At 45.8% G+C, this 22780-nt stretch carries 20 protein-coding genes, 4 tRNA genes and 1 pseudogene; 1 reads left to right on the forward strand and 24 read right to left on the reverse strand.

Features of this window, described 5'->3' with window-relative positions:
- Positions 1-79 precede the first annotated feature (79 nt).
- The 5 genes from DXA20_RS01320 to DXA20_RS01340 all read right to left on the reverse strand — a co-directional run bounded on the left by DXA20_RS01320 (position 80) and on the right by DXA20_RS01340 (position 798).
- Positions 80-153, reverse strand: a tRNA-His gene (locus DXA20_RS01320).
- 83 nt (positions 154-236) lie between these two features.
- Positions 237-310: transfer RNA gene (locus DXA20_RS01325), tRNA-Arg, on the reverse strand.
- A gap of 4 nt (positions 311-314) precedes the next feature.
- Positions 315-384, reverse strand: a tRNA-Gly gene (locus DXA20_RS01330).
- 57 nt (positions 385-441) lie between these two features.
- A tRNA-Pro gene (locus DXA20_RS01335) sits at positions 442-516 on the reverse strand.
- A gap of 81 nt (positions 517-597) precedes the next feature.
- The gene (locus DXA20_RS01340) at positions 598-798 is read right to left on the reverse strand and encodes a DUF951 domain-containing protein (RefSeq protein WP_330420555.1); all 201 of its coding nucleotides are present in this window, start codon (positions 796-798) and stop codon (positions 598-600) included.
- Positions 799-1285: 487 nt separating this feature from the next.
- Between DXA20_RS01340 and trhA the strand changes: the two genes are divergently transcribed.
- Positions 1286-2011: a PAQR family membrane homeostasis protein TrhA gene (trhA, locus tag DXA20_RS01345; protein ID WP_022305081.1), complete on the forward strand. Its 726-nt coding sequence runs from the start codon at positions 1286-1288 to the stop codon at positions 2009-2011.
- Between the two features lie 169 nt (positions 2012-2180).
- Here trhA and DXA20_RS01350 read toward each other — a convergent pair whose 3' ends face one another.
- The 19 genes and pseudogenes from DXA20_RS01350 to rpsD form a co-directional block, all read right to left on the reverse strand.
- A complete protein-coding gene (locus DXA20_RS01350; RefSeq protein WP_118559014.1) occupies positions 2181-4163 on the reverse strand; it encodes an ABC transporter substrate-binding protein in 1983 nt (660 codons plus the stop codon).
- Between the two features lie 222 nt (positions 4164-4385).
- Positions 4386-5264: a carbohydrate ABC transporter permease gene (locus DXA20_RS01355; RefSeq protein WP_022305083.1), complete on the reverse strand. Its 879-nt coding sequence runs from the start codon at positions 5262-5264 to the stop codon at positions 4386-4388.
- 2 nt (positions 5265-5266) lie between these two features.
- A pseudogene (locus tag DXA20_RS01360) lies at positions 5267-6186 on the reverse strand (carbohydrate ABC transporter permease).
- Positions 6187-6281: 95 nt separating this feature from the next.
- Positions 6282-7682: an ABC transporter substrate-binding protein gene (locus tag DXA20_RS01365; protein ID WP_022305085.1), complete on the reverse strand. Its 1401-nt coding sequence runs from the start codon at positions 7680-7682 to the stop codon at positions 6282-6284.
- A gap of 442 nt (positions 7683-8124) precedes the next feature.
- Complete coding sequence (locus tag DXA20_RS01375) at positions 8125-8688, reverse strand: NUDIX hydrolase (protein ID WP_118559016.1); 564 nt, start codon at positions 8686-8688, stop codon at positions 8125-8127.
- Positions 8689-8795: 107 nt separating this feature from the next.
- Positions 8796-10178: an Ig-like domain-containing protein gene (locus DXA20_RS01380; RefSeq protein ID WP_118559017.1), complete on the reverse strand. Its 1383-nt coding sequence runs from the start codon at positions 10176-10178 to the stop codon at positions 8796-8798.
- Between the two features lie 67 nt (positions 10179-10245).
- Positions 10246-11652: an Ig-like domain-containing protein gene (locus DXA20_RS01385; protein ID WP_118559018.1), complete on the reverse strand. Its 1407-nt coding sequence runs from the start codon at positions 11650-11652 to the stop codon at positions 10246-10248.
- A gap of 24 nt (positions 11653-11676) precedes the next feature.
- Positions 11677-12165 carry a Cys-tRNA(Pro) deacylase gene (gene ybaK / locus DXA20_RS01390; protein ID WP_022305089.1) on the reverse strand — a complete coding sequence of 163 codons (489 nt, stop codon included), beginning with the start codon at positions 12163-12165 and terminating at the stop codon, positions 11677-11679.
- A 93-nt stretch (positions 12166-12258) separates the two neighbouring features.
- On the reverse strand, positions 12259-12396 hold the full coding sequence (locus DXA20_RS16055) for a hypothetical protein (protein ID WP_158577089.1): 138 nt from the start codon (positions 12394-12396) through the stop codon (positions 12259-12261).
- Positions 12396-14528, reverse strand: coding sequence for a glycosyltransferase (locus tag DXA20_RS01395; RefSeq protein ID WP_118559019.1), 2133 nt, complete (start codon positions 14526-14528; stop codon positions 12396-12398). Before DXA20_RS01395 ends, DXA20_RS16055 begins: the two co-directional genes overlap by 1 nt.
- 183 nt (positions 14529-14711) lie before the next feature.
- Positions 14712-15950 carry an ABC transporter ATP-binding protein gene (locus DXA20_RS01400; RefSeq protein ID WP_118559020.1) on the reverse strand — a complete coding sequence of 413 codons (1239 nt, stop codon included), beginning with the start codon at positions 15948-15950 and terminating at the stop codon, positions 14712-14714.
- 18 nt (positions 15951-15968) lie between these two features.
- On the reverse strand, positions 15969-16745 hold the full coding sequence (locus DXA20_RS01405; RefSeq protein WP_022306304.1) for an ABC transporter permease: 777 nt from the start codon (positions 16743-16745) through the stop codon (positions 15969-15971).
- Between the two features lie 165 nt (positions 16746-16910).
- A complete protein-coding gene (gene truA, locus DXA20_RS01410; protein WP_243100484.1) occupies positions 16911-17720 on the reverse strand; it encodes a tRNA pseudouridine(38-40) synthase TruA in 810 nt (269 codons plus the stop codon).
- Between the two features lie 98 nt (positions 17721-17818).
- Positions 17819-18625: an energy-coupling factor transporter transmembrane component T family protein gene (locus DXA20_RS01415; RefSeq protein ID WP_118559021.1), complete on the reverse strand. Its 807-nt coding sequence runs from the start codon at positions 18623-18625 to the stop codon at positions 17819-17821.
- Entirely contained in the window at positions 18622-19476 is an 855-nt protein-coding gene (locus tag DXA20_RS01420) for an energy-coupling factor transporter ATPase (RefSeq protein WP_118559040.1), read from the reverse strand. Before DXA20_RS01420 ends, DXA20_RS01415 begins: the two co-directional genes overlap by 4 nt.
- Positions 19477-19681: 205 nt before the next feature.
- Positions 19682-20539: an energy-coupling factor transporter ATPase gene (locus tag DXA20_RS01425; protein ID WP_118559022.1), complete on the reverse strand. Its 858-nt coding sequence runs from the start codon at positions 20537-20539 to the stop codon at positions 19682-19684.
- Between the two features lie 76 nt (positions 20540-20615).
- On the reverse strand, positions 20616-21158 hold the full coding sequence (locus DXA20_RS01430) for a bL17 family ribosomal protein (protein ID WP_022306310.1): 543 nt from the start codon (positions 21156-21158) through the stop codon (positions 20616-20618).
- 11 nt (positions 21159-21169) lie between these two features.
- Positions 21170-22132: a DNA-directed RNA polymerase subunit alpha gene (locus DXA20_RS01435; RefSeq protein WP_022306311.1), complete on the reverse strand. Its 963-nt coding sequence runs from the start codon at positions 22130-22132 to the stop codon at positions 21170-21172.
- Between the two features lie 45 nt (positions 22133-22177).
- Positions 22178-22771, reverse strand: a complete 594-nt coding sequence (gene rpsD / locus DXA20_RS01440) for a 30S ribosomal protein S4 (RefSeq protein ID WP_022306312.1) — start codon at positions 22769-22771, stop codon at positions 22178-22180.
- Positions 22772-22780: the final 9 nt, after the last annotated feature.

The raw sequence follows: 22780 nt of genomic DNA on the forward strand, positions 1-22780 counted from the left end.
ATTGTCGCTGTATCGTAAGTCAAAAGTTTCCTATACAGTAACAAAAATCCCTGCTATAGTACTATAACAAGGATTCTAAGGTGGATACTGGGATTCGAACCCAGGGCCTCCAGAGCCACAATCTGGCGCGCTAACCAGCTGCGCTATACCCACCATAAATATAATGTGGCGAGTTCTCCGTTGATACGAAAAACTGCTGACTTTATAAAATCAGAGTTACGAAAAACTCTGATCAACGTGCCAGAAGGGATTCGAACCCCCGACAAACGGCTTAGAAGGCCGTTGCTCTATCCAACTGAGCTACTAGCACAAAGAGCGGTGATGGGAATCGAACCCACGTATCCAGCTTGGAAGGCTGGTGTTCTACCATTGAACTACACCCGCATAAATTGGAAAGCTCAAAATCAACTTCCCTATATAAAATTTATAATTGCGTCACAATCGGGGTGACAGGATTCGAACCTGCGACCCCCTGATCCCAAATCAGGTACACTAGCCAAACTGTGCCACACCCCGAAAAGTTTTAAGTCATTTCCGTGACGCAAGTAAGAGTATATTATAGTTCGACAGAATTGTCAACACTTTTTTTCAAATTTTTTAAATTTTTTCTTTATTTCTTTCGAGAAAGCCGCGAAAACCCTTTTCTACCTGCTTTCTCGGCAGCATCACACGATGACCGCACCCGAGACATTCCATCTTAATATCCATTCCGACACGCACCAGCTTCCAGCGGTTCTCTCCGCAGGGATGCTGCTTCTTCATTTTAATCACGTCGCCTACCTGAAGTTCCATCTCCATCTCCTGCCTTTCCAGTCTGCATTTTACTCATCATACCATTTCCTTGGCTTCGTTGCAATTACTTGTATTCTTTTTCTTAGCATAACGCCAAAGTATACACAACCGTAACAAGTCCACTGATCACGCATGGTGCTGCCCGGATTCTACCAGAATATAATTCAGAATCACGCCCAATGCTCCGCTCAGACCGATAGAAGCCCGGATGTTCTATGACCTGTGTCGCAGCCTGTTTGACAGACGGTTAATTGCCTTTCCTATTTCTTTTTATTTCCAATTTATTTTAAATAGATACTTGCATAAAATCGCAAAAAGATGTATATTATACTACACAACATAGTTATCAATACTACATATATTTATTTTCGTTACCACATATCATGAAATATCCGCTGTATGATACTCCTGTACAATGCTCGTCAGGCAAATACAATCGTCAGAAGCCGACTTGTTGTACCGGTATAAACCAGCCTGGAAAGGAGAGATTTCTATGACAACCATGACAAATTCACAAACATACTCCGGGAAACCGGTAATTTCACATTCCACGGCAGTTACGCACACCGCTTTCCGTTTGAAGGATCCGGCAAGTGCGATCACGCATTTTATCGGAATGATCGCTGCAATCTCTGCGGCTCCTTTCTTATTAGAAAAGGCGGTTTTCACCGGAAATGCCAAAGCAGTGATCGCCAGCTCGCTTTTTATTTTGAGCATGATCCTTTTGTACGGTGCCAGCACCTTTTACCATGCGATCATCACAAATGACAAGGCAACTCTTCTGCTCAAGAAGCTGGATCACATCATGATTTATTTTCTCATTGCCGGAAGCTATACTCCGGTCTGCATGCTTGTGCTTCCTGCACGCACCGGCACTCCTCTGTGTGCTGTCGTCTGGTGTCTTGCATTTGCCGGACTGTTTCTGACGATCTGCTGGGTAGATTCCCCGAAATGGCTCAATTCCACCATCTACATTGCCATGGGCTGGCTCTGCATCTTCGCGATCCGCAGCATTTATCATTTCATGAGTCCGCAGGCATTTACCTGGCTTTTTGCCGGTGGTGTCATCTACACGATCGGCGGCGTGATCTACGCCCTGAAGCTCCCGGTATTCAATAAGCTTCATCCGGGCTTCGGCGGACATGAGATCTTCCATCTGTTCGTGATGGGCGGAAGTCTGTGCCACTTCATTATGGTTTACGGCTATCTGCTTTCATGAGCCATAAGATTGTGGTTTACGGCTATCTGCTTTCGTAGACTGCAAAATTACGGTTTACGGCTATCTGCTTTCATAAGCCGCAAAATTATATTTTCTTAGAACTGCAAAATCGCCGGCTCCGGTAAATACCGAAACTGGCGATTTTAATTTTGCTTTTGTATTAAAATGATTATTTCATCTCCACAATCTGAATATCCTGCGTCCAGTCATAATATGGTGTGATGTTCTGATCGACCGTTTCCAGATTCACTCTGGCTGTGCTAAACACCGTCAGATTGCGCTCCTGATATACCGGAACAACCACTGCCCAATCCAAAATCTTATTATAGCTCTGCGCATATAGATCAATGCTTTTCTTCAGCGGAACAGTATCCATCCCTTCCTCAATATACTCATCCAGATCACTGTCCTTAATATGCAAATAATTGCGGCTTCCTGCCGTTTTATTCTTCTTTTGACGACTGTGATACATGCGGTACATGTCTCCGGAAACAGATGTCTCCTCCTTTCCGCACCATATCTGCGCTTTCCCCTGCTTCAGATGCTTTGTCAGCCTTGCAAGACTGCAGTGTTCCTTTAATACCAGCTTAATGCCGATCTGTTTGAACAGCTTCTGTGCATTTCTTGCAATCGTGAGCATGCCTTGTTCCTGCGTGTCATCCGGAATATAGATCGTATATTTCTTTCCTGTGTTCTCCGGAAATGCAGTAATCTTTCCGCTTTTCGTCTTAAACCCGGCTTTCCTGAGATAGCCGAGTGCCGCTTTGCAAGCTGCAGCTTCCCGCTCTTCCACGCTCATATTACTGTTGTAGATGCCATTGCCATCCACATCCTCACTGTATGCCTGTTTATATTCCTCATCCTCCGGCTGCGGCACGGACCAGGAGATCTGAGAGGCAGGATAATCAATCTGCGCTGCTCCCTTCTGACTCAACTCGATCATATTGCTTCTGTTACAGCTAAACAAAATAGAAAAGGCTTTTCTCATATTCTTGGAACGGGTGCTGTCCGGCTTGTTATCCACACAAACCTGATCCGCATTCATACCAATATAATGATAATAATCGCCGTCCAACAACTTGCCTCCATAAATACGCCCTGTCAGCTTCCCGCTGGAGTTTGCGTCAGTGATCAGATCCATCGCCTGATTCGTTGCCTGCATGGTCACGACGTCAAAATCCCCGTTCTCCAATGCTTCCAGCTTACGCACATCGGACATGTTCCCAATCTCCTTAAGCTGGATAAATGCAGTCTGCGGACATCCACGGTAATATTTCTCGTTGGCTTCGTAATACACGATTCCCTTCTCGTACTTGATAAACCGATAAGCACCGGCTCCAAACGGTGCATTTTTCTTCTTGGTCAGACCGGACAGATCACCCTTCTTAAACCCAAAACTGCCTGCCAGAACATTAAAAATGTGTCTGTCTCCATAGAAATTCAGGGAGCATATCGGGATATTCAACGCCTGATATGCGTCTCTGTCGTAGCCCCTGACCGTCACCTTTACTTTGTAATCGGTCATCTTCTCAATACCGGAAATATCAAGTGCAGAAGCCGACTTGCGATACTTCTGTAAACCGAGGATCGGCAGGCTTCCAAAGGTCTCCTCTCCCTGATAGCTGCTGTCCGCAAAAGCGTACATAGAAAAGATGACATCATCAATTGTAACCGGTGTTTCATCGCTGAAGGTCAGATCCTTTCGCAGCTTTATAATATAAGAGGTTGTATCCTTCTCTCGATCCCGCTTCACCTTAAGATTAGCAGGTCCCTCATAACTGAAGGTCTCGCCATTGAAGCGACGTTTCTCTCCCTTGATCGCATGCTTTACAACAGCACCCTCCCGGTCAAATGTCAGCAGACGAAGCTGTGTCATATCAACGGCTGTCCTGTCGTCATCTGTCTCCGCGGTAAATGGATTAAATTTCTTATCAAGCTTATTGCAGGCAACCACAAGAGGAACATCCGACTTGTCCTTTCCCTTGCCTCCCGCTTCCACCTTTGGCACCGGCGTTGCCTTCTCCGAAGTTGCATCCTCCGTCGCTGCCGGCTTGTCCTTTTGATCCTTTTTATTCCCGGAGCATCCAACACCACTAACCGATACGCATAAAATCAGAGCCAGTGCCAGTCCCTTTCTCCAAATATGTCTCATAATTACCTCCAATTACTGTTATCATGTCTTCTCCAATGACCGGCTTCCCCTTTTGTGCCAGCCACATACTCTTGTTTAGAATACCACACAACTTATTTTTGAGCAACCCAAAAGGGCTGCCCGGCAGGTTTCCCTGTCAGACAGCCCCATATACAATGAGAAAGAGAGGATCATTGTACGATTAGGTCCTGCCGGGTATCGCTACCCGAGGCAAAGAGGGCATCAGCCCTTTACGCTTCCCAATGCAACACCCTGTACAATATGTTTTGAAAGTATCAGATATACGATGATAACCGGGAATATAGAAAACGCGATCATCATGTAAACCTGACCCATATCAAACTTCAAAAAGTCTGCACTACGCAAGTTCGCGATCAAAACCGGAAGTGTCTTTTTCTTGTCATCCGTCAAGATCAATGACGGAATGAAGTAGTTATTCCAGCTTGTTACAAATGCGAAGATTGCCTGTACTGCAATTGCCGGCTTCATAATAGGAAGGATCATCTGATTGAAGGTACGGAACTCTCCGGCACCATCAATACGGGATGCCTCAATGATCTCAATCGGCAGTGAAGATTCCATATACTGCTTCATGTAGAAATAAGTTACCGGTGAAGCCACAGCCGGTACGATCAATGGAATAAAGCTGTTCATCAACCCCATCTTTGTCACTAACTGCAGGAAACCAAGAGCGGTAACCTGAGTAGGGATCATCATGATCATCAGGATGAAGGTATGCATAAACTTCTTTAACTTAAAGGTATACACATGAAGTGCATACGCTGTCATTGTCGAAAAATATGTAGTCAATAAGGCACTGAATGCAGCGATAACCACACTGTTGATCAAACCGTTCCAAACCGGCTGGGAACCATGAATAATCGTGTTATCAAAGTTCTTCAGGAAGTTTGTTCCCGGCAGAGCATGGAATCCTAACTGAATCTCACTATGTGTTCTGGTCGCATTTACAAAAAGTACATAGAACCAAAATAAACAAAGGATCGTAATAAGAATCAGAAAGATGTATGCGATCGCACGACGCGCATGAATGCCAAATCCCTCTTTTGTAATCTCATCACTTGGTGTTCTTGAATTCGCCATCGTTACGCCTCCTTTTTCTGTGCAAATGCCTTAAACACGATCAAGCTCAGGATACCCGTGATAATAAACATTACAACGGACAACGCACCACCCATACCGTAGTTCTTACTGAACAGGTGTTTATTCAAGTACATGATCAGTGTCATTGTGGTCTGTGTTGGCTGACCGGTTCCGTTTGTCAAGATCTGCGGAACATCGAACATCTGCAAACCACCAATCAAGGAAGTAACTAAAACGTAAACCATAATCGGTCTTAACAGTGGCATGGTAATCTGCCAGAATACCTGGGTAGATGTTGCTCCATCCACCTCGCAGCCTCAAACAGTGATGGATCGATACCCATCATACCTGCCATCAACAGGATTGTTGTATTACCAAACCACATCAGGAAGTTCATTAATGCAACAAGTCCTCTTGCGCTCCATTTGTGTGACAAGAAGCTGTATGCTTCGCTGATCACACCGACATGTGTAAGCATTGCATTTACCGGACCGGTATCTGCAAACAATGCGAAGAACAGCATTGAGAATGCGGATGCCATGATCAGGTTTGGCAGATAGATAACTGTCTTAAAGAAGCGGGAGCATTTCAGGTTCAGTCGCATATCGGAGAACCATGCACCCAGAATCAATGATACGATGATCTGTGGAACAAATCCGAGTACCCACATGATCAGGGTATTTCTTAAATACAACCAGAAGTATCCTCCAGCAAATAATTCCTTGTAGTTATCCAATCCCACGAAGTTCGGTCCGACCTGAATCAGTCCGGAACGGTAGTTCTCATAAAAACTGTTATAGATGGTACTGATCAAAGGAATCAACTGGAAAATAACATAAACAACAACGAATGGAATTAAGAAAATATATCCCCATTTATTGTGTTTTTCAACTTTTCCTCGTCTCTTTGGAGATGTGCTCATTTCTTTTTCTCCCCTTTTTTAGGTATAAAATGTGCCTGCCTACATCCGTAAGCAGGCACATCCAGATTCATGTTACACTATGTACGCCTGTGTGATTAGTGTGTCAACTCAGGGTACTTAGTCTCAACTGCCTGATAGAACTGCTCCAGAGCTGAATCGTAGTCAGCATTGCCATCGAAGTAATCCTTCATAGCGTTCTGGAACTCCTCGTTACATCCCTGATCATAAGATGACAGGTTGCTGAGGTCGATGCTCTCAATACCATCACAGAAGATTGGAAGTGGATTCTGTCCGCCAAGGATAGAATTCTTGAAGCTCTTATCCTTAGAAAGCTTATCCATTGCAGCCTTGTTGTTAGCGAAATCATTATCCTTCTTAACGATATCAGTCATGATAGACTCATCTGTTGTCATCTTCTCAATGATGTCCTTAACAAGTGATGAATTATCTGTGCCATTAGCACCACAGATCCATGTACCACCCCAATAGAAGCTCTGAGGTCCCTTGCAGAGAGCCCAGCCGCCGTCCTTACCAACGGAACCGTCCTTAGCAGCGTTCATAGAGAAGTTGAAGAACCAAGCTGGTCCGAAGTAAGCGAATACGTTACCGTTCTTCATGAAGCCCTTGCTCCAGTCAGAAGACCACAGCTCATATGTAGATGTCTCTTTGTTATCAACCATTTCCTTAGACATGTCAACCCATGTCTTGATGTTCTCATCGATGTTGATCTTGCCATCCTCTACCCACTTAGATGTTACGTTGTTAGAGAATACACGGTATGCATCGTTTACAGATGCTGTTGCAAGATATCCTTTGTCTTTCAGCTTAGCTGCTGCATCCTTGAATGCATCCCAGTCAGAGAAGATCTCCTGAATCTTATCAGGATCGTCTGTACCGAATACCTTCTTAGCGATGTCACGACGGTAGATCATACCAGCCGGGCAAGCCTGCCATGAAGATCCCTTAAGAGCTCCCTTAGAATCTCTTACGATATCCTGTGTGTACTTGTACTGATTTGAAAGTGAATCCTCAGAAACACCAAGATCATTAACAACGTCTACAGTGTAATCAGAGTTAACATACTTCAGTGCGTAATCAGCCTCAACGAGGAACATATCAACCTTGTCATCTGCCTTAGCATCTGCCTGGTTCAGAAGTGCCTGATCCAGTGCCTGCTGATAAGCGTTGTCATCGTTAGCTACCTGAGTCCATTTAACCTTAACATCGCCGATCTGACCTGTCCACTTACCAGTCTTCTTGTATCCCGGATAGTGAGCAATGACACGATCTCTGAACTCCTCGTTCCAAACACGGATGTTAAGAACCTTACCACCGTCAGAAACTTCAGCCTTAGAAGCCTTCTCAGATGTTGCTCCGCTTGTTGCACCACTTGTTGCTTTGTCCTTTGTTGTGTCATCTGATGATCCGCCACAACCTGTTAACATTGTTGCAGCCATTGCTGTACACAGAAGTACACTCAATACTTTCTTTCTCATAAAAAGCCTCCTCTAAATTAAATTGTTTGCTTTATATTTATGCTGCACCCACAGCAGAAATATCATGGTATCACCATTTTGAAATGTAACCATCTTTACGAAAATGATTACGTTGTTTAGGAACGTTCCTTCAACTTTTTTCCGTAAGACCAATATAACACATGTTGGCAAATTATACAAGTATTTTTTTGATTTTTTTATTTTGTTTGTCATATTTGACTACATTTTGTGATGGAAGTATGTCCAACACCACATTATATGGACATTTTTTGTAAAAAAGAATAGGAAAAGACGAAAAAATATTTTTTTCTCGTCTTTTCCTACAAAATCCCGACGTCACTTTGCCGCTGTTGTTTATTTTCGGCATGAAATCAGTAAAATATCATAAAATCCCGGTTTTAGTAAACATTTTCGTACAGCAAATCCACGATACGTTTCTATATTATATATGTAAAAACGCGAACGGATCCTCCGGGCTGCTGTTTAAAAACATCATAAACAGGTACGCGGCACGCAGAGACACCAGCTCCTCCCTGAGAATCCGCCTTATCTCGTCTTTGTCTGCCAGAAAGACCTCGATATCCTCAGTCGCCTCCTGCGCTCCCGGGTTCAGAACACCATCCGCATATCCAAACACCGTCACATCGCACTCGTCAGACATTCCCTGGCTCTGTACAAACGGACGCATCAGAGCATCGCTTCCCTCCCGGTAAAGCGTAAAGTCCAGTCCGGTCTCTTCCTTCATCTCACGGACAGCCGCCTCCGCAGGATCCTCTCCCGCATCCACAAGCCCCGCCGGAACTTCATATATATAGCCGTTGACCGGGTAGCGGAACTGACGGATCACCACCAGCTTGCCCGGATCCGGACGGTATACCGGATAAATAACGACACCGTCCGCCCGAAGCGTTCCGGTCTCATACATCAGATCTCCGGACTCCCGCCTGGTGGCAATATAATACGGAAAATGAACCCCGTCCCTGCGGACCGCATCGATCTCGTACATATTGAGAAATTTATTGTCTGTCTGGCGTTTCAGCCTTCCGCATGTGCTTTTCCCATGGTGATCTTACTTTCCTTTCTCTTAAGCTTTCTTGAACCACGCCATAGCGATTACATGCAATACAGATTGATCACACCGAATGTGATCAGCTTATTGCCGGTGTTGTAAGCAAAGCCGCAGTCAATATTAAAGGAGACTGCCTCTCCGTTGGCATCCTGATCCTTGATCATATACTGATAGATTGTAGAGGTGGAACCGGATGAGATATTCTTTGTGGTATCCGCAGCATATACCGCAAAGCTGAATGCATCGACACAGCTGTCTGCCACAAATTCCGTTGCCATATAATAATCACCGTAATCCTGTTTGAAACGATCCTTCCAGGTTGTTCCGTCAGAGCTGCTCTGCTGGGTTTTACCTGTGGATGCCATTTCCAGCGCATGGCGCTGTGCACTGCCGGAGGTACTGTCCGTCATTGCCTCCTTGCCTTTGAAAACACGGAAGACGTTGACAAAATCACGCATTTCAAACTGCATGGCTGTCATGACCGCGTCATCATAGCTGCAGTTCTTCGGTATGATCAGGTTATCGAGCTTGGAGTTGAGCGTCTTGTCGAAGATCTGAACGCCGTAAACACCGCCCTTTCCCTGATGGTCGACAAATGCATTGACGTAAGCACTGCCTTTATCATACTGATAGCCGGCTTCGTAATCGAAACGGGACATATCGCTGAAGCCGCGTCCCTTCAGAACATCAGCACTGTCCTGCGAAGAAACAAGATCTGCATAGCAGAAATATGCGGAGATCGTAGTCATTCCCACAACCTTATCGGACCGGAACTGTATTTCCACATAGTTGGTATAATCGCCGGACGGGTTATAAATATAGGTGCTGTTTCCCTGCGGGGACTTTCCTGTCTTATCCGGTGCTGCGCCCATTACCTTTTCAACCTCTGCACTCGTCATTCCGAGTGTAATGTTGAATTTGCCAATAGCAAGCGTATTCTCGGCTGCCGTTGTCGGCTTTACATGGTTCGATGTGGTGGTTGCGTTCTGTCCCGGCTTTGCACTCGGGGAAACGGACGGCTTGCTGCTTGGCTTTGCGGACGCTCCCGGTGCCTGTGTGCTGCCCGGTCTGGCAGTTTCATAAATACTTTCCTGATACTCACCACGCGCTTTGACCGTCACCTTGCAGACATATCTCTTCTTACCGCACTTTGCCGTGATCTTTGCCGTTCCCTTTTTCTTACCTTTTACGACACCCTTTTTCGTCACGGAAGCCACTTTCTTCTTAGAGGACTTCCAGGTTACTTTCTTCTTTTTTGTGTTTTTGAGCTTCAGCTTTACCTTCTGCCCGACCTTAATAGTCACCTTTTTCTTATTAAGTTTAATTTTGCCTTTGGCGCTGGCACCTCCCGGAACCATCGTTCCTGTAATGAGCAGCGAGATTGCTGCCAACACTGCAACGCCCTGTTTCCATTTTATTTTTCTCATAATCTGTTCCTTTCTTACCCCGTTCAAAGCAGCACGACTTCTACTTTTCGCGATACTGTCTTGAAGCCTAATATGCATAAAAATCAAATGCCGAAAATGTCAGCTTGCTTCCGCTTGCCGTATTGGCGAATCCACACTCGATGCAGAAATCAACCGCTTCATCCTCATATTCTTCCATCAATATATACTTATAGAAATTGGTGGTAGAATCCCGCTCCGCAATCGCATAGGTGACTGCAGAAAACGCATCCGGACTGCCGTATGAAACATACTCGGTCTTCAGGAAGAGCTTCTCTCCATCGTTGTAATTCTGATCAAACCGCGTCTTCCAACTTACGGAACCTTCGTCCATCACATCACTGTTCTTGCTTGCCATATATTCGCTGTGAGCCTGTGCCACACCATTGTCTGTGATCTGCATCAGCCCTGCACCGTGGTATGCACGATATGCATTCAGATACAGTGCCGTAAGACGCGCCTGATACTTGTTAATGTCATCGGAATATTTGCAGTTTTTCGGATAAAGAAGCGTGTCCATCGATCCCAGACTCTTATCAAAGATCTGTACACCGTATACTGCACCACCTCTCTGGGCATCCGTCATGACATTGATATATTCCTGATCGCTTGTCTTTGAATATATCGTGTACTTGTAGGTTTCTACCGCTGTAAAACCGTTCGCTTTCAGTGTAGCAATGCTGTTGCCGGCTGCAGCGATGTCTCCGTAGTTAAAATTCTTCGAGATCGTGGATAACTCGACGAGCTTTCCATCCTTGACCTGAAGTTCCACGAGACAGGAGTAATCATTGCCCGGATTGTATATATACGAAGCGTATCCCTGTGGTGAAATGCCTTCATCCACACATTTGCTCCCCAGAATATTCTGCGCATCCTGAAATGACATTCCGATCGAAAGAGAGTACTTACCAATCGTTAATGTATTGCCGGAAGGAGCTGCCGTTGGGGCTGTCGTTGGTTCCTTTGTCGGGTTGACCGGTGCCTTTGTCGGATTTACCGGTGCCTCACTTGCCGGTGCTTTTGTCGGGTTACTTGTCGGATTTACCGGTGTCTTCGTTGGTTCGCCCGTCGGCTTTGCAGTCGGCACTGTTGTTCCCGGCATTTCTGTTTCATCCGGTTCTACAAAGCTATCCCGCTTCTCCTTCACGATCACCGTACAGGTATAGCTCTTTTTATTAGACTTTGCCGTGATCTTCGCAGTTCCTGCACTCTTTCCACGGACAATTCCCTTTGCCGATACGGATGCCACCTTCTTTTTGGAGGATTTCCAGATGACTTTTTTCTTTGCGTTCTTAAGCTTAAGTGTCACCTTTCCTCCGACCTTGATCGTTACTTTCTTCTTATTCAGCCTGATCTTCGCTTTCGCTCCGGCACTGCCCGGAACGGTAATTCCTGTCAATACCAATGCTGCTGCCGTTAAAACGGCAATGCCCTGTTTCCATTTACGTTTTCTCATCCTTTTCCCCTTTCTGTATACGTTTTAATCCTGCTCTTTGCGAATGATATCGGCAAATTTTCCTCCGGTCACCTTCAGAAGATCCTCCGGCTTCAGAATAATCTGTTCTCCCAGTCTGCCACCGCTGACGATCATTTCCGGCAGATCTGCCGCACTCTCATCAATCACAGTAGGAAACTGCTTCTTCATGCCGATCGGTGTACAGCCGCCGCGGATGTAACCGGTCACCTTGTTGATATCTTTAACCGGCAGCATTTCCACGCTTTTCTCGCCTACGGCTTTTGCCGCTTTCTTCATATCAACTTCTTTATCCACGGGAAGAGCAAACACATAATACTGCCTGCTCTTCCCGATCATTACTAATGTTTTAAAGGACATGTCATAGCTCTGTCCAAGCTGGTCCGCAATTGTGACTCCGTCAATAAACTCCCCGCATTCGTAGGTATTTAACTGATACGGAATCTTCTGGCGGTCCAGTATGCGCATTGCGTTTGTTTTTACTTCTTTTCCCATAGATGCCTCCTGATATCTGTCATTCTGTGATCACGGCGTCAGCCGCTCATTTAAAATTGACTGGGGAATTGCTCCCCCAGTCAAATAATAATCCTATAATCCGTAAAAATCAAATGCTGTAAATGTCAGCTTGCTTCCACTTGTCGTGTTGGCAAAACCACAGGAGATATACAACTCATAATCATCCGGAATATAGAAGGTGTCTCCATTTTTATTTGTCACTTCTTCCATCAATATATACTGATAGAACTTCGTTGTGGATCCCTGTTCGGAGACCGCATAGGTGACTGCCGAAAATGCATCCGGCTGCCATAGGATACATACTCTGATTTGCACAATGGATCACCATATGCGTCATTAAAACGATCCTTCCAGCTTTCAGAGCCCTCATCCATCACATCGCTGTTGACCTTTGCCATATACTCGCTGTGTGACTGAGCAGTCGCATTATCTCCTAAATTCAGAAGACTTTCGATTCCATGATAAGCACGGTATGCATTCAGATACAGTGCGGAAAGTCGTGCCTGATATTTATTAACTGCATCAGAATAGGTACAATTCTTTGGATACAAAAGTGAATCCATCGAACCAAGTCCCTTATCAAAGATCTGAACACCGTATGCCTTCTTATCTCTCTGTTTATCTGTCATTACATTGACATATGCATCATCTGTTGTCTGGCTGTAGATCGTGTACTGATAAGTACTCATCGACCGGAAACCATTCGATGTCAATGTACTAAAACTGTCGCCGGATGTCAGGATATCTCCGTAACTAAAATTCTTGGAGATCGTGGACATTTCAACCACCTTACCATCACGGATCTGTACTTCAATCAGGCAGGAATAATCTCCGCCCGGATTGTAAACATAGGACTGGTTGCCCTGTGGAGATAAGCCCTCATCAACTGTTCCAACTACCATCACTTCATTGACCTGTGCAAGTGTCATTCCAAGATACAGAGAATACTTACCAACCTTGAGAATTGGTGATTTTACAGGTGCCGGTGTGACAGTCGGTGTGACCATCGGAGTCACGGTTGGTGCAACAGTTGGAGTTATTCCACCTGCCATGTCGTAATATTTTTTGCGTACGAGCATGCAGGTATCCGATACTGCTGACACATTATGCATGTAATAAAAATTCCCCCAAAAACCGGAATGGTCATCATTGAGAAGATAAAAATTACAACTTCCCAGATTATAATATCCTACCCCTAAGGTGATACCGGCATCCCGGATCACGCCCTTCGGATAACTGACAACCGCACCAACAGCACCTACTTCCTCACGCTGCGCCACGCCCAAAAGCTCCTCAAGCCAGGACTCCTGCGTGCAGATACAGTCACTGTCCAGAAACAACAGATATTCCCCCTTTGCCTTTGCTGCCGTCTCATTCCATGTCATTTCTGCCCGGCGTATCAAAATCTCATAATTGGAATATGTGGTCTTTTCTCGTATGCTCTGTTCACACTTCGCACTATCGGCATTCGCATGATCCTCCGACAGAATAATCGAAACAAGCGGGCTCCCCTGAACCTGATATTTCACGCGGTAAATGACCGGATAAATCTCTGAACTTTCCACCGATCCGCTGATCCCCATGCGCTCTAAATGAGACTTCACCGCTTTCTTTCCTGCATCAATACAGTATGTCTTTGCCGAAATATCGGAAGCGACCGACAGTGCATGATTCCTCCAGAAATAAAGCACCTTCGGAATATGAACGATCTTATTCGCCTTTTCTGTCAGCCTCAGTACGAGATCAAAGTCCTGACTTCCGTCATATTCCGTCCGAAACAGTCCGTCAATCTCGTCCATCAGTTTCATGGCAAAGCATGTGATATGACAGATATAATTGTTGGATCTTAAATCATCCGGCGCAAAATCCGTTTTGAAATGATAGCTGTCCGGTTTATGGAAATCCTTGGAAAAGACTGCCTCATCCGTATAAATGAAATCTGTCCCCTGCTCGTCCACCGCCTTTTTCAATTCGTACAGTGCACATTCATGCAGCAGATCATCATGATCAAACAGCACGACATAATCGCCGGACGCCATCGCCAGACATGCATTGGTATTCTCGGAGATACCGCCGTTTTTCTCCAGCTGTTGATACCGGATACGCTTATCGTTCTGCTGATATTCCTTTACGATCGCTCCAACCTCTGTGTGCTCCTGATCGCTTCCATCCGCCAGGCAAAGCTCCCAGTCTCCATATGTCTGATTCTGTACAGACTCGATCATTTCCCGCAAAAACTTCTCCGGTGTGTTATATAACGGCACCAGAATACTGAGCAGGTTGCTGTTTCGTATTGCTGTTCCTTCTGCCTCTGACGCTCCTGTGGAGTGATCTGCAGGCATTTGTAATAGTTCTTCTGGGCAATCTTGTCACGGATTCTTCCATGCACCCATTTCATCTGTGCCTTTATTCCATGTTTGCGGATTCCCAGCACAATCGCATAGCATTTTCTTGGAATATAAAACAGCTTGCTTGTCCGCAAATAAATATGAATCTTCGAAAGTTCTTGGTTATTGTTCATTTCTTCACTCCAGTTTCCATTTGGAACTCATATTGCAGATTCCCGTTCTTCCTGTTGTATTCTGTATGCAGAAACGTATGGTGTCATGGATCCTGTCAAGCACCTCACCATTTTCATCCAATGCATCCACATCCAGCATAAAATCACCTTCCAGCAGCTCCAGTTTATCAAATTCTATGACAAATCTGCTTTTGCCTTGGATCTCCTCCGTGCAGCTTTCCTCGATAAGACTTGTACTGCCGTAATAATGGGTGTCATCCTCCCCGTAGATCCGCACTGCAAACTCTGCCTTATGAATCTCCTTTGCCGCAGTAAATGTATATTCTACCCTCATATATTCTCCGGTTTGAAACACACTCTCCCGGTTTCCTTCCCGGTCAAACAGCTCGACTCCGGTAAAAAACAACTTTCCTGAACCGGAACGGATAACTTCCCTGCCGCAAAATGTGTTCTGGTCATTTCCTGAGCCCGTTTCACCCTTTAACGCCTGCATCCTGCGCTGTGATCTCTTTTCCAGCTCCTTTAGATACTCGGCATGAACCTCCATCGGCTTTCCAATCTTGCTGATCTTGCCATGATCGATCCAGATACAGCGGTCACAGATCTGCTCGATCTGTCCGAGTGCATGGGATACGATCACAATTGTAGTTCCTGCATTTTTAATTTCTTTAAGACGCTTAAAGCATTTCTTCTGAAAGCTCATATCACCAACAGCCAGAATTTCATCGATCAGCAGAATATCTGCTCTGACATTGATGGCAACAGAAAATCCAAGACGCATATACATTCCTGAGGAATATGTCCGGACCGGATTGTCAATGTACTCATCCAGCTCCGAAAATGCAATAATATCATCGATCTTTTCTTCGATCTCCTTTTTCGTCATACCAAAAATGGAGGCATTCGTGTATATATTCTCTCGTCCGGTCATGTCCGGATGAAAACCGGCTCCAAGTTCCAACAGACTGGAAACACGACCGTTTACCTTTACCTTTCCGTCCGTTGGATACATGATCTTGTTGATCAGCTTCAGCGTCGTACTTTTTCCACAGCCGTTACTGCCGATCAGTCCGACAGCTTCTCCTTTCTTGATGGAAAAACTGATATCGTCCAGCACCCAGTGATCTTCATACTGATTTCGTTTCCAGAACAGCATTTTATCCTTCATGCTGTTTCCCTTATCTGCGTATATCTTGAACTTCTTTTTTACATTCACCAGCTCAATTGAATTTTCGTTCTTCATATCACCGTCATGCCTTTCTTATAATTCCTCTACAAAGCCTCTCTGCAGCCGTTCAAACACAAAACAGCCCACGCCGACAAATATAATTCCTGTCACGGTTGCCATAAGAAGAGTCTGCAGCTGCGGAATCTGCTTATAATATAAGATGTCACGATACGCTGTAATGATCGGTGCCATCGGATTTAACTGGAAAATCGACTGCAGCTTCTTCGGAATGAAGGAAAGCGGATATACCACCGGCGACATATACATCCATGCCATAGACACAATACCAAGTATATGCTCGAGATCCCTCAGATACACCGTGCATGCCGAAGTGATCAGTGCCAGTCCCAATGCAAAAATATACTCTATGACCATAATCAAAGGTAAAAACAGGCATGCCGTAAAATTGAAGCCATAGCCTGTGACAAGCAGTACCGCAAAAATGACAATAAAGCTGAACAGCATGTTGACAAAACAGCTTGTCACATAGGAGATCGGCAGCACGATCCTCGGAAAATATATCTTCTGGATCATGTCCTGATTCATTACGATAATGCTGGCTCCCCCTGTCAATGAGGAGCTGAAAAAGATCCATGGTACCAATGCCACGAAGACAAAAATATAAAACTTCTCAATTCCTGCACGCATAACGACAGAAAATACCACTGTGTATACCAGCAGCTGGAGCAATGGATTTATAAATGTCCATAAAAAACCTAAAACAGATGCCTTGTATCTTCCACGTAAATCTTTTTTTACAAGAGAAATCAACATCTGTCTATATGCATACAATTCTTTTATCTTGTCCATTTTCTCTAAAACCCCTCTACTATCAGTTACATAACTCATTTAAGTATAACACACTCCTTATATCATAAGCAACTCCTATTTCCCTGCAAACCCTGTTAAAAACTGACAATCGCGAAAGCCGCATCAATATACTATAAATACAAAATGCAACTTTCGCGATATTTATCACTGATTTTTTCTGTACTCGATCTCTACCAGTCGCAGTCCTCTTGCCGGAGCGGTCGGTCCTGCTTTTGCCCGGTCTTTCGCGGCAATAATACCTGCAACCTCCTCGGGTTTGATGTGACCTCTGCCAACTTCTACCAGAGTGCCGGCAATGATCCGCACCATGTTATATAAGAAGCCGTTGCCCTTGACGCGGATCGTCAGAAGCTGATCGGCTGATCCGACGTTTGCCTCCGTCAGCGGGCGGCATTCTACCTCAAGGCTGTAGATCGTCCGAACGGTTGTCTGCACCTGTGCTCCCGCCGCGCAGAAGGACGCGAAATCATGTTCTCCCAGAAATGCCTGACACGCCCGGCGCATTGCCTCGATATTCAGCGTTCCATACAGGAAATATGCGGTGTTACGGTATGCCGGCAGCGGAAATGTCCGGTTTAAGATATCGTATTCATAGGTCTTGCGGCAGTCACAGTGACGCGGATGAAAGTCATCCGCCACCTGCTTGGAGGACTGGATCACAATATCCTCCGGCAGTCTCTGGTTCAGCGCATACGAAAACTTCTCCGCCGGGATCCTCGATGTCGTATCAAACACGGCAACATTGCCAAGTGCATGCACGCCGGCGTCCGTCCGGCTTGCCCCGGTCACGACAATTTCTTCGCCGGTCAGCGCACACAACGCACGGTTTAATTCTCCCTCGATTGTTGCCGCATTGGGCTGGAGCTGCCAGCCGTGGTAATTCGTTCCATCGTAAGCGACCCGCAGAAGTATTCTACGGGTCATTTTTGTCTGTGTGGTCATTTTCTGATTCATAGCTTCTATCCTGTTCCATCTAATAATCATTTATAGTGCCAATAAAATCTCAGAGCGGGTCTTTCCCAGAAATCCCAATATAATCCCGTCAAAGATCGTCAGATTGCAACTGTCCTTGTCACAAGGATCAGTACAATAACGTACAGCACAAGCACTGCGTATCCCTTATAATCTCTCGGATTGTATTTTAACGGCTTCATCTTGGTACGTCCGGCGCCGCCGTTGTAGCAGCGGGCATCCATCGCATAGGCCAGCTCATTGGCGCGCCTTGTCGCCGAGATAAATAACGGCACCAGCAGCGGGATCATATTGTGCAGACGGTGCATCAGATTGCCGGATTCAAAATCAGCGCCTCTGGACATCTGCGCCTTCATGATCTTGTCCGTCTCCTCGAGAAGGATCGGAATAAAACGCAGCGCAATGCTCATCATCATTGCGACCTCATGGACCGGTGCCCCAAAACGTTTCAACGGTCCCAGCAGATGCTCCATGGCATCCGTCAGCTGATTCGGCGTTGTAGTCAGCGTCAGCATGGAGGATCCGATGATCAGAAGGATCAGACGAAGTGCCATAAAGATACATTTATAAATTCCCTCGCGGGTCAGATTCAGGATACCAAACTTCCAGATTGTCTCTCCCGGCGTCCACAAAAGATTCAGCGCCGCCGTAAAGATCAGCAGAAACAGAATCGGCTTTAGACCCTTGATCACATAGCGAAACGGCACCTTCGACAGGTGCAGCACCAGCGCGAAAAACAAGCCTGCCACCAGAAAACCAATCACATAGCGGAAGCAGAAAAGCGAGATCAAATAGACCAGTACACCGACTACCTTCAGGCGCGGATCCAGTCTGTGGATCAGGGAACTGCCCTGATAATACTGTCCGATTGTAATGTCTCTGATCATGACTGCCTCCTCAAACTATCTGCAATACACTCTGCTGCCTGTTCGGGCGTGATGCCCTCTGTTCCTACTGCCATTCCTCTGTCCCGTAATTCGTACAATATATTGGTTGACTGCGGAACATCCAAACCGATCTTGCGCAGCTCGTCCCGATACCGGAATACCTTCTGCGGTTCTCCGTCAAGCACAAGCTCTCCCTGATTCATCACAAGGATTCTTCCGGCATACCGTGCCACATCATCCATGCTGTGAGAAACTAATATCACCGTAATATTATTTTCCTCATGCAGCTTCTTTAAAAGCTCGAGAATCTCCGTGCGCCCTGCCGGATCAAGCCCCGCTGTCGGCTCATCCAGGATCAGCACTTCCGGCTGCATCGCAAGCACACCGGCGATCGCCACGCGGCGCTTCTGCCCACCGGATAATGCAAATGGCGCCACATCTAACAGATCATCACTGAGTCCGACCTGCTTTAATGCATCAAAGGAACGCTTCTCAACGTCCAGATTGGAAAGTCCCAGATTTCTCGGGCCAAACTCCACGTCCTTGATCACGGACACCTCGAAAAGCTGGTGCTCCGGGTACTGAAAGACAAGTCCTACCTTCTGGCGGAGCTTGCGTCGTTCATAGCCATCCGCCTGAATGTCCTCATCGTTATAGTAGATCGTACCGGACGACGGCTTCTCCAATCCATTCAAAAGCTGGGTCAGCGTTGATTTACCGGAGCCGGTGTGACCCACGATCCCGATAAATTCCCTGTCATGAATCGCCAGATTGATATTTTTTAATGCCCATTTCTCCTGTCCGGAGCCTTCCCCATAGATGTAATTCACATTTTCCAGTCGAATCGACATGTTCATTCACCTTTTATCCTTTCCATGCACAGTGATCCGTCCATGAACACACTCGTCCACCGACACCCAGCGTCTACATAATAGCTGCGTAGTCTCTCATGTCATTCACTGCATCGACACGCTCACATTGCTCCTGCAGTCTCATCGCAGCAACAATACAATCACATCACGCCTGCAGCCTCATCGCAGCATTCATACAATCACTTCACGCCTGCAGCTTCATCACCGCATCGACAAGCTCCCCGGCATCGAGAATGTCCTTCGGAAGCTCGATGCCCTTCTCTCTCAAAAGCATCGCCACCCGGACAGCCTCCGGTACCGCAAGACGAAATTCTTCCAGCTCATCACTTCTGGCAAAAATATCACGCGGCATTCCTTCCATTACAACCTTTCCGGAATCCATCACATAAACATAATCCGCTCCGGTTACCTCTTCCATGTAATGTGTGATCAGAATGACCGTGATATTCTCCTCTTTATTGATGCGCGTGATCGTATCGATCACGGCCTTACGCCCACCGGGATCTAACATAGCTGTCGATTCATCCAGAATGATGCACTTCGGCTTCATCGCCAGGATTCCCGCAATGGCAACTCTCTGCTTCTGTCCACCGGAAAGCTTATTCGGCGAATTCAAGCGATACTCATACATGCCGACAGTCTTGAGCGCATCTGCAACACGCTCCCAGATCTCCTCCGTCGGAACACCGATATTTTCCGGCCCGAAGCCGACATCCTCCTCAACCACATTGGCGATGATCTGATTATCCGGATTCTGGAATACCATACCGACCGTCTTGCGGATGTCAAGATCCTTTGTATGATCTCCGCACTCCATTCCTCCGACATACAGCGTGCCCTCGGTCGGTGTCAGCAAAGCGTTCAGATGCTTTGCGAAGGTCGATTTACCGGAGCCGTTGGCTCCAAGCACCGCAATGAGATCCCCCTGCTTTACCTGCATGGAAACGCCATCCAGCGCCCGGGTAATTCCGGTCACATTTCCCTCTTCATCGCGTCTGGAATATTCATGTACCAGATCCTTTGCGTCAATTATCGGCTGCATTGTTCTACCGCCTTTCCCGTATATACTATAAAAGGCGTGCACATATCATGCACGCCCTCTGTTTTCAAAAATTCAATTATACCAGCTCGATGAGTACCTGCATAGCAGCATCACCCTTACGCTGACCAATCTTTACGATACGGGTGTAACCACCATTACCGTTACGCTCTGCATACTTTGGTCCGAGCTCATCCAGTACGATATTAGAAACATCAACTGTCTTTGTACCGCTCTTGCGACCCTGTGCATCTGCAGGAACCTCTGTGATCTTGTACAGAGTCTTCTGCATCTGACGTCTGGCATGAAGTCTTGAAGGCTGATCCTTCTTGATCTCCTTCTCAACATTGTCATAAACAGTTACTTTCTTACCGTCTACAACTTCTTTTACTCTCTTGCCGTCTTTATCCTTACGTGCTACCTTTGCAGTAACAGTTACGGTATCGAAATTATTGCACTCCTTGATTCCTAATGCAATGATTCCCTCTGCAATCTTGCGAATTTCCTTTGCCTTAGCCTCTGTAGTAATAATCTTTCCGTAGTAAAGCAGATCTGTTACCTGATTACGAAGCAACGCTTTTCTCTGGCTGGAAGTTCTTCCAAGTTTTCTATAGCCTGCCATTTGCTTACCTCCTAATTATCCTCTCCTAAATTCAGAGAAAGACCTAATTCGTTTAACTTTGCTAAAACCTCATCCAGTGACTTGCGTCCGAGGTTTCTTACTTTCATCATGTCCTCTGATGTACGGTTACACAGCTCTTCAACCGTGTTAATACCTGCTCTCTTCAAGCAGTTGTAAGAACGAACGGAAAGCTCCAGTTCGTCAATGTTCATCTCGAGAACCTTCTCTTTGTCATCTTCCTCAGATGGTGCAATGATTACTGCTTTCTTTGCATTCTCTGAAAGGTTGATGAATGAGTTCAAGTGAACGCTGAGCACCTTTGCTGCCAGACTTACGGCATCGCTTGGCTCAATTGTTCCGTTTGTGAATATCTCAAGGGTCAGCTTATCATAATCTGTAATCTGACCAACACGAGTATTTTCTATCTGAATATTTACTCTCTCTACCGGAGTGAAGATCGAGTCAATGGCGATCACGTTGATCGGCAGGTCATCTCTCTTGTTCTTATCAGAGCTGACATATCCACGTCCATTGACAATCGTCATCTCAATGTAGAGCTTGCAGTCAGGACCGCCACTCAGTGTAGCAATCACCTGATCAGGATTAACGATCTCGATATCGGAATCCACCTGAATGTCTGCTGCTGTAACTACGCCTTCGCCGGAAGCCTCGATATATGCTGTCTTAACTTCATCGGAGTCGCTGTTGTTTTTGATTGCTAAACTCTTGATGTTCATGATGATCTCTGTAACATCTTCTTTTACTCCAGGAATGGAGCTGAACTCATGAACGACGCCATCAATCTTAATATGACTAACAGCTGTACCCGGCAATGATGAAAGCATAATTCTTCTGAGAGAATTACCCAAAGTCGTACCGTATCCTCTTTCCAGAGGTTCTACAACAAAACGTCCATATTTCTTATCTTCTGAAATCTCAACAATCTCAATATTTGGTTCTTTAAAATCAAGCACTCCAGGACCCTCCTTTTGGGTTTATGCTCACATGCTATCCGGTTATTACTTAGAATATAACTCGACGATAAGCACTTCATTTACAGGAACATCAATCTGCTCTCTTGTAGGAATCTCTTTAACCGTACCAGTCAGAGTCTCATGATCAGCCTCAAGCCAATCCGGGATCAGTCTGCCTTCGGTAGTCTCCAGAACATCTTTATATCTCTGGTATCCCTTAACCTTTTCCTTGATCTCGATCTTATCGCCCGGCTTAACTGTGTAAGATGGAATGTTTACACACTTGCCGTTTACAAGTACATGCTTGTGTCCAACGATCTGACGAGCTTCTTTTCTGGTGCGTGCGTATCCCATACGGAATACTACGTTGTCCAGTCTCAGCTCAAGGAGAATCATAAGGTTCTCACCGGTTGTACCGTATTTTAACTTCTGTGCCTTTGCAAAATTGTTTCTGAACGGCTTCTCAAGTACACCGTAGATGAATTTTGCTTTCTGCTTCTCTTTTAACTGTAATGCATACTCACTTGGCTTTCTGCCAGCGCGAACATTTCTCTTAGACTTCTTATCAAGTCCCATGTATGCAGGCTCGATACCAAGAGCTCTACATCTCTTCAGTACAGGCGTCATATCTCTTGCCATTTCTATATC

Origin of the sequence: Roseburia sp. AM59-24XD (assembly GCF_003478445.1) — a bacterium.
Lineage (GTDB): Bacteria > Bacillota > Clostridia > Lachnospirales > Lachnospiraceae > Jutongia.